The 12,602-nt window shown below is 59.8% G+C and carries 17 protein-coding genes; 8 read left to right on the top strand and 9 right to left on the bottom strand.

Going from position 1 to position 12,602, the window contains the following annotated elements:
- Positions 1–22 precede the first annotated feature (22 nt).
- Complete coding sequence (locus tag ACFKSJ_RS02985; protein ID WP_440950790.1) at positions 23–259, bottom strand: hypothetical protein; 237 nt, start codon at positions 257–259, stop codon at positions 23–25.
- A gap of 67 nt (positions 260–326) precedes the next feature.
- Between ACFKSJ_RS02985 and ACFKSJ_RS02980 the strand changes: the two genes are divergently transcribed.
- The 3 genes from ACFKSJ_RS02980 to ACFKSJ_RS02970 are packed head-to-tail and all read left to right on the top strand — an operon-like array spanning position 327 to position 1,916.
- Positions 327–530, top strand: coding sequence for a hypothetical protein (locus ACFKSJ_RS02980; protein WP_440950789.1), 204 nt, complete (start codon positions 327–329; stop codon positions 528–530).
- Positions 531–570: 40 nt separating this feature from the next.
- Positions 571–1,662 carry an SDH family Clp fold serine proteinase gene (locus tag ACFKSJ_RS02975; protein WP_440950788.1) on the top strand — a complete coding sequence of 364 codons (1,092 nt, stop codon included), beginning with the start codon at positions 571–573 and terminating at the stop codon, positions 1,660–1,662.
- A complete protein-coding gene (locus ACFKSJ_RS02970; protein WP_440950787.1) occupies positions 1,647–1,916 on the top strand; it encodes a hypothetical protein in 270 nt (89 codons plus the stop codon). Before ACFKSJ_RS02975 ends, ACFKSJ_RS02970 begins: the two co-directional genes overlap by 16 nt.
- A gap of 1 nt (position 1,917) precedes the next feature.
- Here ACFKSJ_RS02970 and ACFKSJ_RS02965 read toward each other — a convergent pair whose 3' ends face one another.
- Positions 1,918–2,307, bottom strand: coding sequence for a type II toxin-antitoxin system death-on-curing family toxin (locus ACFKSJ_RS02965; RefSeq protein ID WP_440950786.1), 390 nt, complete (start codon positions 2,305–2,307; stop codon positions 1,918–1,920).
- Positions 2,308–2,832: 525 nt separating this feature from the next.
- Between ACFKSJ_RS02965 and ACFKSJ_RS02960 the strand changes: the two genes are divergently transcribed.
- Positions 2,833–2,967: a hypothetical protein gene (locus ACFKSJ_RS02960; protein ID WP_440950785.1), complete on the top strand. Its 135-nt coding sequence runs from the start codon at positions 2,833–2,835 to the stop codon at positions 2,965–2,967.
- The gene (locus ACFKSJ_RS02955) at positions 2,964–3,443 is read left to right on the top strand and encodes a hypothetical protein (RefSeq protein ID WP_440950784.1); all 480 of its coding nucleotides are present in this window, start codon (positions 2,964–2,966) and stop codon (positions 3,441–3,443) included. Before ACFKSJ_RS02960 ends, ACFKSJ_RS02955 begins: the two co-directional genes overlap by 4 nt.
- A gap of 438 nt (positions 3,444–3,881) precedes the next feature.
- Here the strand turns inward: ACFKSJ_RS02955 and ACFKSJ_RS02950 are convergent, their stop codons facing one another.
- On the bottom strand, positions 3,882–4,388 hold the full coding sequence (locus tag ACFKSJ_RS02950) for a hypothetical protein (RefSeq protein WP_440950783.1): 507 nt from the start codon (positions 4,386–4,388) through the stop codon (positions 3,882–3,884).
- A 346-nt stretch (positions 4,389–4,734) separates the two neighbouring features.
- Positions 4,735–7,680, bottom strand: coding sequence for a PKD domain-containing protein (locus ACFKSJ_RS02945; protein ID WP_440950782.1), 2,946 nt, complete (start codon positions 7,678–7,680; stop codon positions 4,735–4,737).
- Between the two features lie 913 nt (positions 7,681–8,593).
- On the opposite strand from ACFKSJ_RS02945, the gene ACFKSJ_RS02940 reads away from it, so the two are divergent.
- Positions 8,594–8,905, top strand: a complete 312-nt coding sequence (locus tag ACFKSJ_RS02940) for a hypothetical protein (RefSeq protein WP_440950781.1) — start codon at positions 8,594–8,596, stop codon at positions 8,903–8,905.
- A 220-nt stretch (positions 8,906–9,125) separates the two neighbouring features.
- On the opposite strand, the gene ACFKSJ_RS02935 is transcribed toward ACFKSJ_RS02940, so the two are convergent.
- The 4 genes from ACFKSJ_RS02935 to ACFKSJ_RS02920 form a co-directional block, all read right to left on the bottom strand.
- Complete coding sequence (locus ACFKSJ_RS02935) at positions 9,126–9,521, bottom strand: hypothetical protein (RefSeq protein WP_440950780.1); 396 nt, start codon at positions 9,519–9,521, stop codon at positions 9,126–9,128.
- Entirely contained in the window at positions 9,518–10,156 is a 639-nt protein-coding gene (locus ACFKSJ_RS02930; RefSeq protein WP_440950779.1) for a hypothetical protein, read from the bottom strand. The genes ACFKSJ_RS02935 and ACFKSJ_RS02930 overlap by 4 nt, the downstream gene beginning before the upstream one ends.
- Before the next feature lie 58 nt (positions 10,157–10,214).
- Complete coding sequence (locus tag ACFKSJ_RS02925) at positions 10,215–10,793, bottom strand: hypothetical protein (protein ID WP_440950778.1); 579 nt, start codon at positions 10,791–10,793, stop codon at positions 10,215–10,217.
- A gap of 452 nt (positions 10,794–11,245) precedes the next feature.
- Positions 11,246–11,557 (bottom strand): hypothetical protein, encoded by a 312-nt coding sequence (locus ACFKSJ_RS02920; protein WP_440950777.1) that lies wholly within the window; start codon positions 11,555–11,557, stop codon positions 11,246–11,248.
- A 260-nt stretch (positions 11,558–11,817) separates the two neighbouring features.
- On the opposite strand from ACFKSJ_RS02920, the gene ACFKSJ_RS02915 reads away from it, so the two are divergent.
- Positions 11,818–11,982: a hypothetical protein gene (locus ACFKSJ_RS02915; RefSeq protein WP_440950776.1), complete on the top strand. Its 165-nt coding sequence runs from the start codon at positions 11,818–11,820 to the stop codon at positions 11,980–11,982.
- Between the two features lie 29 nt (positions 11,983–12,011).
- Here ACFKSJ_RS02915 and ACFKSJ_RS02910 read toward each other — a convergent pair whose 3' ends face one another.
- On the bottom strand, positions 12,012–12,269 hold the full coding sequence (locus tag ACFKSJ_RS02910; protein ID WP_440950775.1) for a hypothetical protein: 258 nt from the start codon (positions 12,267–12,269) through the stop codon (positions 12,012–12,014).
- Between the two features lie 87 nt (positions 12,270–12,356).
- Here ACFKSJ_RS02910 and ACFKSJ_RS02905 point away from each other — a divergent pair, with 87 nt between their 5' ends.
- Positions 12,357–12,542, top strand: coding sequence for a DUF2080 family transposase-associated protein (locus ACFKSJ_RS02905; RefSeq protein WP_440950774.1), 186 nt, complete (start codon positions 12,357–12,359; stop codon positions 12,540–12,542).
- Positions 12,543–12,602: the final 60 nt, after the last annotated feature.

Below are 12,602 nucleotides of genomic sequence, written 5' to 3'. Positions count from 1 at the left end.
CCAGTTTCTCATAGCACACCGATCAGATCGCGGTCCCGCTGCCGGCATGGTTGTACGCCGCCACCTGGAGCCCGCAGACCGAGCACCGACCGAAGAGGCCGGCATCGACCGGCTCGACCTCGTCGAGCGGGATCGCACCCGGCAGGATCTGGACGGCAGCCTGCTCACGGGCCCGGGCCCGGTTATAGCAGCCCCGGTAGATATGCCGGCCCCGCTCCTTCAAACACCGGGCCTGCCGGGCCTGGTAGCAGGCCACCATAGGCCGGTCATGGCTCGATTAGGGCCTCCCTTGGCCAGCGTCCAAGACAGAGATCCGAAGGGTGGGTATGAAAGGGAATAGATCGAAACCTCCATCAGCCGGCCCCCTCCGGGTCTCTGCCCTCGACGCCGGCCAGGGTGACTCGATCCTGATCCAGTCGCCGGCCGGCAGGACCATGCTCGTCGATGCCGGCGACACCGACGCCGGCTCGCGGGTCGTCGCCGACCTCAAGGCCAGGGGGGTGACGTCACTCGACGCGACACAGCAGTGAATTCATCAAGTTAATAACCTGTCAGAAAGAGTTAGTGTATATGACCCATGTCGAGAGGGCCGCCTTATATCGACAGATAGAAGAGATACGAGGCCGGCCTCTCATCACCTATGTGACCAGTTCGCGCCCCCAGGCCGAAGGGACCATCGCTGGAGATGTCATCCCGGAATTCTGCAGACAGATCCTTGCGTTTCCGAAGGACCAGAAGAAGATCGATCTGCTCATTGTGAGCAGGGGGGGCGACCCCATTGTTGCATATCGGATCATATCGCTGTTACGTGAACGATTCGACGAGATCGGCGTGCTCATCCCCTATGAAGCATACAGTGCCGCCACGCTCCTGGCACTTGGTGCGAATGAGATTGTGATGCATCCGTTCTCAAACCTGGGCCCGGTCGACCCGCAGCTCAATTTCACCAGGAACAAGGAAGGACGAGAGGAGACGATGAATTTCGCCTCAGAAGATCTCGCTCATTTCATGAATTTTGTCTCTGTGGATGTAGGTATCTCTGATCAGGAGCAGAAAGAAAGGGCATTTGAACTGATGGCCAAAGAGGTCGGTGCGGTGTTGATTGGTGCAGCGAAGAGGAGTGCCAATCTCACCCAATCCCTCGGCCAGAAGCTTCTCGGGTCTCACATGGACGATCATAGTAAAGTCGAGATAATATCCGACATGTTGAATAAATCATTCTTCCATCATGGCTATCCTGTTGGGAGAACTGAAGCCAAAGAGATCGGATTGCACGTTGTCTTCCCCCCTGAGAATCTCGAAGAACTGATGTGGAAGGTGTGGGAAGATATCGAAGGTGAGATGGAATGTCGGAAACCATTTAACCCCCACGATATCGCAATGGCGGATCCGCAGATCTCCCAGGCACTTCGACAGGTCCAACAACATCAGATGCCGGCCACCATGCAACCTCAGATGGTGACCGTACATCCCATTGAAACCCGGGTCATATCTGCCGTCGTTGAGAGTAGGAAGATCAGAAGCGAATTCAGATCCACGATCTTGATCAATGCTGTGCGCATGCCAGACCTCAACCTTAATATCAACATAACACCTATGTCAAAAGGCTGGATAGCTCATCCAGAAGTCCATGGAGGTGAAGAGGAATGTATTCGCGACTGACGGCTGACATTGGGGGAACAACGAAGGGAAGTGTCTTGAAGCCGGTCGGGCCGTATCGGATCCACTCGTCGGACTGTATGGGTTCCGTCGTGCAGACGACAGATGTTTTCGGCATCGCTAGGTCGATCTCGATCTCTCCGATTCAATACCCTGCGATCAGAGAGCAGGACCGGGCACGCCGCCCCTCTCAGGGTGAGGACTTTGAGATGCTTATGCGGAGACACAAGCCCACCCTCGATCTCCTGGCACGATAATTCACCCATCTTTTTGTGCAATTGAACACAGCCAGATTTCAATCTCTTCTTGAGTCATCAGCCCTTCTGCGACGCTGCGGATGACGCGATCGTTCTCTTCATCGAGGCTATCGAGTAGGTACTGCTCGGGGGTCCGGTAAAGTACCAACGCCGCCAGCAGGAAGGCCATTCGTTTGTTGCCTGAAACGAAGGGATGACCAGTTGCGACATAATAGAGGAGATACGCAGCCCGCTTGAACGGCTCTGGAATATCGTTACAGAAATCTATCGCGAAGTCGAGATTTCCCGGGTTGATCATCTGACCTTCGGTCCCCTGATCTTCGGGAAGATCGCTCGCCAGAATAAGCTCGATCTGATAACCGATCACGTCTTCAACGGATAACTGTTCCATAGTATTCCCAGGATGGATCACCACAGCATGATCACCATGCTCTTCACGGCGTACAGATGTTTGGAGTGAAGTTCTTTTCTTCTCTATTTAACGAGATTTATGTCGGTGTGATAACGCCGGCGTCTCCGATCTACGCATGAGTATTGTTCATGGTGTCTTATATCCTTGGAGGTATCCACCCTCCCACAACCCCCCTGCGGCGGGTGCCGGGTGGTTCTTCTTCAGCCCCATAAGGCCAGAGAATCAGGACGTGAGCAGCGGATGGTGTGATCTCAAAAACTGGTTGGGGGTCTCTATTGGTATGAGATACGCCCGGATCATCTTCGCCGGCCGGCCGGAAGGTGATCCCTGGTACGAAAGGGACCACTGCGGTTCGGGAGTTCCTCAAGAGAGGCCCAGGTGCCGGCCCATGCCACCTCCAGAAGACTCCCTTTTTGTTTCAACCGATAGCCGGCCCGGCAGGCAGGCTATTACTTTCACCCTACACGGTCCACCCATTAAATAATTTCCTGTTGATGAACACCTATGACGAATACCAATCAGATCACCATTCTGACCTCAAATACAGACGGGATCTCCGCCGGGGAGATCACCGTTGCCGGCAGAGACCAGGGCCGGGAACCACCCTGGAGCCGGCTCAGGACCGGGGTGAACCAATGAATCTGGCACTCACTACAGAACACCAGACCCCGGCAGTCTCCAGTCCCCCTGATTCGTCTGAGATAAAAAGCGAACAGTATTTTCTGGGACATGCCAGGCGGGGAGGATGTGCCGGGAAGCGGCATGGCGTGCCGGCCACCAGAACCGGACAGGGAGGGGCGTATACAGTCGCCTCCTGGTTTCAGCAGCAGGGATTCAAGGTGTTCAGGTCCGAACCCGACAACATACCCCCCGATCTGCTGGCCTGGTCTTCCGATGAACTGGTGCTGGTCCTGATCAGACGGACCAGGCGGAAGCCTCAGTCACTTCATAGGATTGCAGACCTTTACAGTGAGGAGATCCGCTCCTTTCGCAGATTCCCTATCCCTAAAGAGTACCATGGTTCGTACCAGTTCTGGCTCTCGATCTCCCGCCTTGGCTGGCGAGTCTTTGATGTGACGGTGGGTGGGATCCGGGAGATCACCGGGGATCTCTGATCATCCACTCACATGGAGCCGGCACAGTAATCTGCCCATAGGTGCTGCGAGACCTGGTGGAAAGTTGACAAATTTCGATACGTCGCCGGCCAGGTGGACCAAAACATTTTTTTACACTACAGTAAAGGAAAGCGACGCGACTGCAGAAAGTTGGCTCCGTTTCGCATTTGGGGGAATGTTGTTCAATATGAACGCCCCAGAGCCGCAGGCATGTACCTCTTATGACTCCATGGTAATCCAGTTTTTGTGTGGGATAGTTGTGTGATACTGATATCCTTGTAAGAGAACGAAAAAAATAGGGGCCACCCCAATGATGGCCCCTGTGATGAATGCCTGCGACGACGGTTACACTCTGTTTGGGGTAGAATATGAACACCGATAATGTGACGTAACAGGCCCGGATGAATGAGGTGGCGTGGGTGAGGGGGGTCACCCAGATCAGGCCAGGGCCGGCACGGTGTCCGCCCAGGTCTCGACCGCGGTCTTGATCGCGTCGTCCGAGTAGGACCCGATCGTGACCTGGCTCCGACTGAAGGTGACGGTATAGACCTCCCCATTTGCGTCGTGACACTTCAGCGTAGCTGAGAAGGTGTCATCGTCACCGGCATGGCTGCAGGCCACCGCTCCCATCGCGGTCTGCAGTGCGGTATCAGCCAGCACGGCGGTAACGGCCGAGTTGAAGCCGGCAACAGTCGGCGCCTTTGCCGAGACAGTACCGACAGTCTTGGCGTCCTCGTTCTGGTAGGCGATCCGGGCGGAGTAGGCCTCCTTGCTCTTGGTGACCGGCTGGTAACTCTCGGTCCCAACCTGGTAGGCGGTGCAGTTCCAGGGGTTATCGGCGATGACCCCTGCGACGATGCTGTTGAACGCGGTGATGTCCGCGATCGGTGCGGTCAGCTTTCTGGCCGCGGTCTTAGTGATACTTGACTCTACGAAATCTCCCATGATGCTATGCTCCGTGCGGCCGGCTCCTGCCCCTCGCAGAAGTCAGCCCACATAGAAACCATTGACGGGAAAATACCTAATTTTTCTCGCGTTTTTTCATCGGCTGCGGCTGCTCGCCCCATTGCGCGATTGCCGGCCGCAAGCGCAACGAAACAGATCAGTTTTTTGTTGGCGGGTATTAAAAAAATGGGAATGATCAGTTCAGGTCAAACCCGTCGGCCCAGGCTTCACAGATCCAGGCCGGCCGACCAGCCGAGGCATACGGGCCGCCGCCTTTTATCCTGCACTGACCAGGGCGGCCGGGGCCACCCCCCTGGAATACAGGGGGGAGAATCCGCATCAATGCTTACATATCGTTGAACAGTATGACGATATCATTGAAATCGATCTGGCCGTTCTTGTTGAAGTCGAATGCACTGACCGGTTCATTCGTGGCGATCCAGTCCATCTGGTTGAAGTAGAGGACCACGTCATTGAAGTCGATGGCCCCATTGCCATTGACATCTTTATAGAGCCCACCACCGGTGAGGTCACGCGGGACGGCGGACCCTCCCGGGACAACCGCTATGGTTGGCGTCTCCCCTGCGAGGGTCCCGTCCTCCGTGGAGCGATACATGGTGAGATTGTATCCAACGGCATGGTCAGGGAGGGACAGAGGAATGATCTTCGCGGACCAGTTCCCAGCAGTTGGCGAGGCGATTGTGAAGGTGACATGGTTCGAATCGCTCATGGACCAGGCCGTCGACGTGCTCGACGATGACGTGAATGTCTGGCCATTCGGATCGGTGAGTTCGAGGGAGAGGCTCCCCTCCGTCCAGTTAAGGTCGACAAACAGCATGTCAGTCACCGTTGTTCCGATGCCAGACTGAGAAATCGAGTTATCGCGGGATACCGGTCCGGACAGGATGGTAAAGGAATGCTCGATAACGTGGTGGATTTGTCCGGCCAGTATCATGTCAGACACAGTTTTTACAATGGATATGTCATACGGCTCGTCTTCATTGGGATCTACTGGTATCTCTACGGTGGGCTTGATATCTGGATTCTCGAGGTATTTGATCACTCGGTTGATGACTGCCGGCGAGTGGTGGATATGTACATGATCGAAATCGTATCCTGGCTCGTTAATCCCCCCCTCTACTCCTCCGCTTAGGTTCGGGAAACACTCAAATCCCATCCCTTCACGGTAACTTTGCGCCGTCGCGACGATCATATCGCCGTTGAAGGTCCAGTAATACGAGCCATTCAGCGCTACCGCTCTGGTCCGGTAAAGGGCTCCATAGCCGAACCTCACGTCGTGGAAGGGATTCCAGCCCGCGATGACTCGATAGGTTGTCGAACGAGAGAGCTGGTCATATTTCAGATACATTGCCGGATCGGTTGTCGTCTTGAGATACCTGGTTGAGTCACCGAGGGCAGAACAAATTATGGCTTCAAAAAGCGTGGTGTCCGTAGGCCCCTCATGAATGTTTAAAAGATCCGCCCCCGCCGAACCACCATGAGCGGGTGCGATGCCGATCCACTGCCGGACCTCGTTGCCATGACCATTGTGCTCCATGTACCATCGGGAGACGATGGCCCCCATCGAATGGCAGACAATATCGATCTTCCCTGTGTATCCGTTCGGATACAAGTCTGGCCGGTAACTCGATCTCTTATCCCGGATATAGGTGGCTAGAACATCTGCGGAGGCCGTGGGATCAGCACTCGCATCGTATGGGAAGTTCCAGTACTGGATACCCTCCTTATTCAGGGCGGGCGTGAGAGCATCCCACATCCCGGGGCCGCTATTCCATCCATGGATGAGCACGACTGGGATTGGGAGGACGTGGAATCCCTTCTCAAGGCTTTTGGTGGTTCCGTCAGGAGTTGTTACCACGACATCGTAGAGCCCTTCCTTAACATCAGTAAAGGATATTTTTCCTGTGAGCTCGGTGTCGGAGACCCTGGTGACGGTATTGGGCAGGCATGCGATCGTCCCGAGCGTGGCGTTGACCAGTTTGAATGTCGTGCCGGCCGAGAAGTTCTTCCCCCGTACTGAAACGGCGACATTTTCTAGGGTTGAGATAGCGGAATCCGGCGTGATTGAATCAACTGATAGCGGGCCGCTGACGACAATGTAGTTCGGTTTTACAGTCGACTTGGTTCCTCCAGTACCAGTCACCGACAGCTTGACGGAATAGTTACCCGGCTCAGCGTATGTGAACGTCGGGTTCTGAAGGGTGCTGTCAACGATGCCATCGTTGTTGAAATCCCACTGCCATGCGGTGATGCTCCCGGTGGAGGTGTCGGTGAACTGCACGGTCAATGGGGCGGAGCCGGCGGTCAGAGTCGCGGTGAAATCGGTAGTGAGCGAAGCCTCCGGGGCGAACTTCAGGATCTGGCGGTCATAGTTGACGTAGACATTACCGGCGCTGTCGACGTCGACACACGTTGGTCCATAGAGCTGCCCGTCTCCTGTGCTGTCCACACCCCATTTAGTGATGAACGTGCCGGTTGATGTGAACTTCTGGATCCGTTTGTTGCCAAAGTCGGCCACGTAAACATTGTTCGCATCGTCAACTGCGACACCATATGGGACACCCCATGTGGCCCCAAACTGCCCGTCTCCAGAACCATAACTGCCCCATTTCGTCAGGAAGGCGCCGGTCGACGTAAACTTCTGGATCCGGTAGTTCTCCGAGTCGGCGACGTAGACGTTGCCCGCGCTGTCCACGGCGACACCACTGGGACTGTTGAACTGCCCGTCTCTAGAGCCTTTACCCCCCCATGCCGTGATGAACATGCCATTCGACGTGAACTTCTGGATCAGATTGGTGCCCATGTCCGCGGCGTAAACATTGCCGGCGCTATCCACGGCGACATCACGGAGACCCGCGGTGAGCCGGGGGTCTCCATACTCGCCCCATTGTGTGATGAAATTCCTTGACGAATCGAACTTCTGGATCCGGCTGTTACCCGAATCGGCGACGTAGATGTTTCCGGCGCTGTCCACCGCAACTCCATATGGATTGACGAACCACCCGTCATCCGTGCCCCCGCTGCCCCATGTCGTGATAAACGTGCCGTCCGACGTGAACTGCTCCATTCGACCGCGATACGTGTCGGACGCGTAGACGTTACCCGCGTCGTCGACCGAGATACCACCTATACGGAGGAACTGCCCATCCTCCCATCCCGAACTGCCCCATTGTGTGATACACTCATATCCCCCTTCGGCCGAAACGACCTGGACGCTGCTCAACAGAAGCAGCAAAGCACAGAAAATATACAAAAAAAACGAGGATCTCATTCAGAACCACCACAAATATCTTTGAATTGCCTGTTCTCACCTTAACCCTTGCCTTTTTGATTTCCTTATCTATCGAAAGATTACTCAGAGATCTCATTTTTACAGGTACAAAACGCCCGGCGATCTTCGGTCCCTCGGGAACAGAGAGCGGCTCTAGAGAACCCTGGTACTGGTGCCGGTGGCATTCCGCAGGCTGCCGGCCTGCTCCACGCCCCCGGGATCCCACCCAACCCGCCCGTGTTCGCTCCGCTCACACCGAGGAGTGATAACGGGGACGGGGGGCGATCGGCCCGCCGAACCGGAGTGAGGCGGAGCGCCAGCGAGGCGACGAAGGAGCCGAGCGGAAGAGGACCCTACGAACCCGGCCGGCCGGAGGCTGTCGGGCGGTCCCGCTGCCCGACGACCGGAGGCCGGACGTCCTGACAGCGAGGCGGGCGACGTGGAGCCGGGGCGACCGAGCCGACCGAGCGTAGGAGCGTGGGGGGTAGTCCCGACTGATGAGGTGAGGACCTGGACAGAAGTGCGATCGGAGACAGGATGATCGCATCGAACGCCGGCTTCCCTGGAAGGGAAAGCCGGCCCGGTCCCCCGGAGGCTTACGAAGTCCCGACCGGAGGCGGGGCCGATGTCCTGCCATCAGGCGGGCTGAGGTCCTCCAGCAGGAGGGCGGGCGAGTATGCCGGAGGGGGTCCGCGTCCAACCCGGGCGGCTCGACCATTCGGTCTGCGTAGTGGAGGCGGCGGAGTGGAGCGTAGCGGAGCCGGGACCAGGCGAAGCGGAGCCGGAACGGAAGCCGGCCGGAGCGTGAGAACGTTGACCAGGACCACCACCAGATCAGCGAATCGGTCGCCGGCCGAGGCGACTTGTGAGCGGAAGAGCGAGGGGAAAACGCCAGGACGAGAGAACGGAGGGGATGAAAGCCGATGCGCCGGCGGTCCTCCGGCCCGACGGAGGGAGGCCGGCCCGGTCCGGTGAGGTCGGCGGCGATTCTTTGCCGCCGGTCGAGCCGGGACGAGCAGCGAGGCCGGTACCGGCCGAGCGTAGGAAGCCCACCGTGCCGGAGGGGGGGGGTGGCGGGTCCAGTATCCCCAGAGCGAGCGGCCGAGCGATCACCAGAACCAGCAGCGGCGGCACCTCGATCGACACCAGCCGGCGGCCGGCCGCCAGGGAACGGGGAACGCTCGCCCAGGACCGGGAGGGCAATCCCGCACGGGACCGGGATTGAAGAAGGCCGACCAGGGCGGGAACCGCCCTTGTCCGGCCGAACCCGTAACCCGGAGAGCGGGACCACTCCAGGTGAAAAGCCCGCACAAGGGACCGGGCAGCCGGCCCGGTCCAGGGGGGATGAAAAGAGCCACCCCGGCCCAGGAAGTAGGGACCAGGGCAAGCCCGGCGACCGGAGACAGTGAGCCGGCCGGCGGGCAGTCGTTCGGGAGAGGGTGAGATCAGGCCCGGATCAGGAGAGCGCCGGCGGTGCCGGCCCCCTTAACGGTCTGGCGGTTGTATCGCCGCTGTACGGTGTCGGCGAAGAGGGCGGCCTGATGCCGGTACTTGATGGCGGTCCGGACCTGCGAGGAGATCGCCAGGTATCGACACCCGCCCATCAGGACCGAGATCGACCGGCCGCCAGGAGCCTCGACCAGGTGACCGGCTGGCACCGGCCCATCGTCGGTCAGGCGGTAGATCCTCGCGGCGTCGCCCAGGAGGACCTTATCCACGTCCTCCGGCGGGATCCAGCCCTGCATCCCGGTATCATCGTCCTCCACGACCAGGGACGGGCCGGCCACCCGAACCCGCCCACACTTCACCAGGCTGGCCTCGGGGGCCGGGGCAGGGGTCATCCCCGCACCTCCAGACCGCCCACCTGTACACTCTGCTCACAGACGACCAACCAGGACCGGGTGGTCCGGCTGGAGCTGCACGCAGAGATCTCATCCTCGCCCAGGTGGCGCCGGGCGTCCGCGATCGTGACCGTCCAGGTCTCCACCGCGATCGCCTCGAAGACGGCCGGCTGCCGCTCGCGGAGGAGATCCGGATCCAGGGTGCGGACCGTCCGATCGTGTGCCTGCAGGTGGTAGACGTTCCCGTACCCGTCGGGCTGGTCCATCTCGCCAGAGTCGATGACCGCCTCGACCACCTCAGCCCGTCGGGCCGTCAGGGCCGCGATCCGGTGCTTGAGTTCCGCGATCGCCCCGTCGATCTGGTAGACCTCCACCAGGGCCGGCTCTTTCGGCTCGGCGACCGCTTCACGGGCGATGGTCTCCGCCCAGACCGGGACGGCCGGCTCGGGCAGGGTTCCATCGATCGCCTGCTGGAGCATCTCAGGGGTCACGGGGATCGGTCCCGAGCAGACTGCAATCAGACGTTCCAGGCCGGCGAGCGCCTCCGCCCGGGCCGGTGCACGCTCGGCGAGCGGGCAGGCGGTCATGTTGCCCGGGAGCCGGCCGGTGAGCCGGCACTCATAGTTTTTGCTCATCGGTCGCTGCTGGTACTCAGGGCAGGCATCCCGCCGGCAAAAAGAGGAGGAGGCCATTTCAGATCTCCCCCATCGGCCCCAGGCCCAGGAGGTACCGGGTCGCATCAAACGCCCGGGCACGTGACTCCATGATCCCGGCCGCATCGGTCCCCTTCATCGCATCAGCGAGGACCTCAGCCACCCGCCGGATCCCCGTGGCCACGTCGGCCGGCTCGCCGTTGGCGCTCCGGATCACGTTGTCCAGGGTGGCGCCTGCCCGCTCCCGGGCCGCCTCCAGGGTGATGCAGCTGGACATCGGCTGGCTGTCGAAGTCCATACACGGGCCGTGCACCTCGGCCGGCTCGGTGTCATATACCATCTCCTGAGCCTCAAGGCAGACCTGATCGCAGTAGGCGACCGCGGCCCGCCACGCGTCCCGCGAGGGGTGGTGCTGGGCCAGGGTCTCAACCGCGTCACGGGCGATCTCCAGGTCGCGGACCTGGTGAGTCAGGGTGTTGACCTTGAAGGTCAGGTGCTCAGCGTGTTCGGTCAGAACCTCGATCATGCGCTCGGCGCCGTAGCCAGGTGCGGTGGTCGGTTCACGAACAATCCTCCGGCCAGTGGCCTGAGGCATGACTTCCATCTGTGTGTTACTCATTTCTATCTCCCCAGATGTGTCGGGCTGCGGCTCCGGCCGGCCTCGCCGGGTGCCCTACAGTCCTAGTATTCTATACGTTCTATTGGTATATATTTGTTAGTACATTGTTTAAACATTGTATATTTCTCATTTTCAGGAGCTCGCGATCGCTGGCAACCAAGGGCAGAGCGTCTCCCATTTGTTCGGCCTGCGGTTAGGGCAGGGGAGAGCGCACAGGGCCCAAAGGCGATCGCGACCGGGGTGGCGCTGCTTATCGCCCGCCCAGAGGACCGGCCGCTCTGCTGCTGCTCCATCCCGGCCGGCAGGACTCACATTTCAGAACCGGGACATCTCCCAGGTGATCACGATCAGGACCGGCCGACCAGGGCGAGTGGGACCCACCACCCGCCCCCGCCAGCGCGCAAAAACCGAATACGCTCACCAGTCGCCTCAGCCGGCGACCGGTTCGTTGGTCAGGTGGTGGTGTAGGCAGACGCTCTTACGCTCCGGACCTCCTCCGTTCCCGCTCCGCTTCGCCCGGTCCCGGCTCCGCTGCGCTCCTCTCCGTCGGCCTTCGCTACGCTGACCGGATTGGTGTGTCGCCCTGGTGAGTGCGGTCCCCCTCCGGCCTTCTCGCCCGACCGCCGGCTGGAGGACATCGGCCCGCCTGACGGCAGGACCTCAGCCCCGCCTCTGGTCGGGACTTCGCTCGCCTCTGGGAACCGGGTCGGCGTACCCCTGCGGGGTAGCCGGCGTTCTACGTCATCACCTGGTCGCGATCGCACTGGTGGATCTGCCTCCCCATCAATCCGGACCTCACCCCCACGTTCCTACGCTCGGCCGGCTCGGTCGCCCCGGCTCCACGTCGCCCTCCTCGCTGTCAGGACGTCCGGCCTCCGGTCGTCGGGCAGCGAGACCGCCCGACCGCCTCCGGCCGGCCGGATTCGTGGGGTCCTCTTCCGCTCGGCTCCTTCGTCGCCTCGCTGGCGCTCCGCCTCACTCCGGTTCGGCGGGATGCTCCTCTCCTCACGTCTATCATTCATCGGTGAGCGGAGCGAACAGGGCGGGTGGGTGGGATCCCGGGGACGTGGAGCAGGCCGGCAGCCTGCGGAGCGTCGCCGGCACAAGTGCGAAGAGTGGCCGCCGGTCCTGTGATGAGAAGGGCCGCCGCGAACTGAAAAGAGAACGAGAGGGCCGGCCGGCCTGTTGACCGCCGACCCCTTGGAAACTGGGGACTGATCACCTGTTCGAGAACAGAGCCACAGCCGCGTCCAGCCGGCAGAAGAATTTCTGCGTGACCTTCGCGATCGCGTGGGCGTCCTCGTCGGAGATCTCACCGTCACCGGCCGCCTCGTAGTAGGTCCGGGACTGATCCCTGAATGCATCGATCACATCCAGGATTGCATAGACCCGGCGCTGACCAAGCCAGCAGCCGATACCAAACGATCCGAGGATCCCGACCAGAGTCAGGATCACGTCCCCCTGAGTTTCGATCATGTTTTCCCTCCTGTGCAGCCGAGGGGGTGCGTACACAAACCTAGATACGTTTTCACAATGTATATACTATGTCGTAACATTGGAGGCATGAGCGTGGACACAATGAAAATCGAAATCACTGGCTATCAGGTGCTGGAGAAGCGAGCGATCAAGTCCGGCAACGGCGCCCACATACTGGTCCCTGTGTCGTGGGTGGGCCGGCGCTGCAAAATAATCCTTTTGGAAGACGCAGACATCCCCGTACCCGAACACTCAAACCCTGGAGTGGAATAAGTAGCGGACAGCCGCGAACACCTCGCCTGAGCTTCTCCCGGCTTTGCAGATGCGGATAAA

Origin of the sequence: Methanosphaerula subterraneus, from assembly GCF_052055875.1 — an archaeon.
Classification (GTDB): domain Archaea; phylum Halobacteriota; class Methanomicrobia; order Methanomicrobiales; family Methanospirillaceae; genus Methanosphaerula; species Methanosphaerula subterraneus.
Note: the sequence above shows the minus strand (reverse complement) of the source record. Positions and strands in the feature narration are given on the sequence as shown.

Excerpts from the sequence above, each read along its gene's own strand:
- ACFKSJ_RS02975 (WP_440950788.1), top strand. The coding sequence starts at position 571 with ATGACCCATGTCGAGAGGGCCGCCTTATATCGACAGATAGAAGAGATA.
- ACFKSJ_RS02935 (WP_440950780.1), bottom strand. The coding sequence starts at position 9,521 with ATGACCCCTGCCCCGGCCCCCGAGGCCAGCCTGGTGAAGTGTGGGCGG.
- ACFKSJ_RS02970 (WP_440950787.1), top strand. The coding sequence starts at position 1,647 with ATGTATTCGCGACTGACGGCTGACATTGGGGGAACAACGAAGGGAAGT.
- ACFKSJ_RS02965 (WP_440950786.1), bottom strand. The coding sequence starts at position 2,307 with ATGGAACAGTTATCCGTTGAAGACGTGATCGGTTATCAGATCGAGCTT.
- ACFKSJ_RS02950 (WP_440950783.1), bottom strand. The coding sequence starts at position 4,388 with ATGGGAGATTTCGTAGAGTCAAGTATCACTAAGACCGCGGCCAGAAAG.
- ACFKSJ_RS02925 (WP_440950778.1), bottom strand. The coding sequence starts at position 10,793 with ATGAGTAACACACAGATGGAAGTCATGCCTCAGGCCACTGGCCGGAGG.
- ACFKSJ_RS02905 (WP_440950774.1), top strand. The coding sequence starts at position 12,357 with ATGAGCGTGGACACAATGAAAATCGAAATCACTGGCTATCAGGTGCTG.
- ACFKSJ_RS02980 (WP_440950789.1), top strand. The coding sequence starts at position 327 with ATGAAAGGGAATAGATCGAAACCTCCATCAGCCGGCCCCCTCCGGGTC.
- ACFKSJ_RS02985 (WP_440950790.1), bottom strand. The coding sequence starts at position 259 with ATGGTGGCCTGCTACCAGGCCCGGCAGGCCCGGTGTTTGAAGGAGCGG.
- ACFKSJ_RS02945 (WP_440950782.1), bottom strand. The coding sequence starts at position 7,680 with ATGAGATCCTCGTTTTTTTTGTATATTTTCTGTGCTTTGCTGCTTCTG.
- ACFKSJ_RS02960 (WP_440950785.1), top strand. The coding sequence starts at position 2,833 with ATGACGAATACCAATCAGATCACCATTCTGACCTCAAATACAGACGGG.
- ACFKSJ_RS02940 (WP_440950781.1), top strand. The coding sequence starts at position 8,594 with ATGAAAGCCGATGCGCCGGCGGTCCTCCGGCCCGACGGAGGGAGGCCG.
- ACFKSJ_RS02930 (WP_440950779.1), bottom strand. The coding sequence starts at position 10,156 with ATGAGCAAAAACTATGAGTGCCGGCTCACCGGCCGGCTCCCGGGCAAC.
- ACFKSJ_RS02910 (WP_440950775.1), bottom strand. The coding sequence starts at position 12,269 with ATGATCGAAACTCAGGGGGACGTGATCCTGACTCTGGTCGGGATCCTC.
- ACFKSJ_RS02955 (WP_440950784.1), top strand. The coding sequence starts at position 2,964 with ATGAATCTGGCACTCACTACAGAACACCAGACCCCGGCAGTCTCCAGT.